The following is a 1430-nucleotide window of genomic DNA, read 5'->3' as shown; positions in this document are numbered from 1 at the left end:
GGCGGGTTGGGCATGACGAAGTCGACTGGGAAGGTGCCGTTCCGGACTCTTGAGGAGAAGCTTTCGATCCTGGAGAAGTACGAGGCTGCCCCGCGTGGTCAAAAGGGTGCGGTGTTGCGTGAGTATGGGATTTCGGGGCATGCGGTCGGGATTTGGGCTTACGCTCGGGATCATGATGAGTTTGCTGCGACTCCCACGGGTAAGCGGTCCTCGCGTGAGGGTGCCATGACACCGAAGCGGCAGAGTGCCGAGATTGTGCGGTTGCGCCGGGAGCTGGCGAAGGCGCAGGCGGATCAGGAGATTCTGAAGGCGGCGTTGGAGTCCGCGGGAAAAGCGCACGCGCTCTTGGAGAAACTTGCCGAGAGCGCGGAGCCGGCCCCGCTGCGGACGCCATCCGGGAAGAAGCAGTCGCGGGCCTCGTCTCCGACGGATTGACGGTGGTGGCCGCGTGCCAGGTCATGGGCGTTTCCCGGCCCACCTGGTACCGCCACCGGGCCCCGCGGGCTGTGAGGGCGGCACCGGTCCCGCAGAACGAACGCGTGCAGCCGGCAATGCTCACCGGTCAGGAACGTGCCCGTATCGAGGCGTTCCTGACCGATGAGGCATCCGCGGATCTGAGCGTGTCCCAAGTGTTCTACCGGACCTTTGATCAGGGCGTCTATATCGCCTCGGAATCCTCATGGCACCGGGTGGCAAGGGCCCGGAAACTCAATGGCGACCGCAGGGTCACGGCCACCCATAAACCCTCGGTGATCCCGGAGCTGTGCGCGTCCCGCCCGAACCAGGTGTGGTCCTGGGATATCACCGTCCTGCGGTCCGTTGACCGGGGCCGGAACTTCCGGCTGTATGTCATTTTGGATGTCTTCAGCCGCTGCGTGGTGGGCTGGCGGCTGGAGCCCGGCGAAGGGACGCTGGAAGCCCTCGACATGATCACCGATGCCCTGTCCCGCGAGCAGGCCAAACCCGAGGTCCTGCACGCTGACCGGGGCTCGGTGATGACCAGCACCGACATGGGCACCTACCTGGCCAAACTCGGCATCATCCAGTCCCATTCCAGGCCCCGGGTCTCCAATGACAACCCGTTCTCGGAGTCGCAGTTCAAGACCATGAAGTACGACCTTGATTACCCGCGGCACTTCACCGACATTGAGCACGCCAGGGCCTGGACGACCCGCTTCATCCACGCCTACAACACCGAGCACCGCCATTCCGGGATCGGTTACTACACCCCGGAATCCGTTCACGAGGGCACCTGGCCCGAGTGCCGGGAACGACGCCAGAGGGCCCTGGACACCGCATGGGCAGCGAACCCCCACAGGCACCACCAGCGCCCCCGGGCACCCACCGTCCACACCGAAAGCTGGATCAACGACCCCAGGAAACGAACCCGCGAACTAGCGAATCCGTCTCAAAGAGGTTGACAGGTTCCG

At 64.5% G+C, this 1430-nt stretch carries 2 protein-coding genes; both read left to right on the top strand.

The genetic code is table 11. The features are described 5' to 3' along the window. On the top strand, positions 1–435 hold a 435-nt coding region (locus AC1D19_RS30235), incomplete at its 5' end, for a hypothetical protein (protein WP_477765559.1). A 23-nt stretch (positions 436–458) separates the two neighbouring features. Further along, a complete protein-coding gene (locus AC1D19_RS30230; RefSeq protein WP_477765558.1) occupies positions 459–1421 on the top strand; it encodes an IS3 family transposase in 963 nt (320 codons plus the stop codon). The last annotated feature ends 9 nt before the right edge of the window (positions 1422–1430 follow it).

The sequence above is a fragment of the Pseudomonas sp. P1_C12 genome (genome assembly GCF_056406435.1).
Note: the sequence above shows the minus strand (reverse complement) of the source record. Positions and strands in the feature narration are given on the sequence as shown.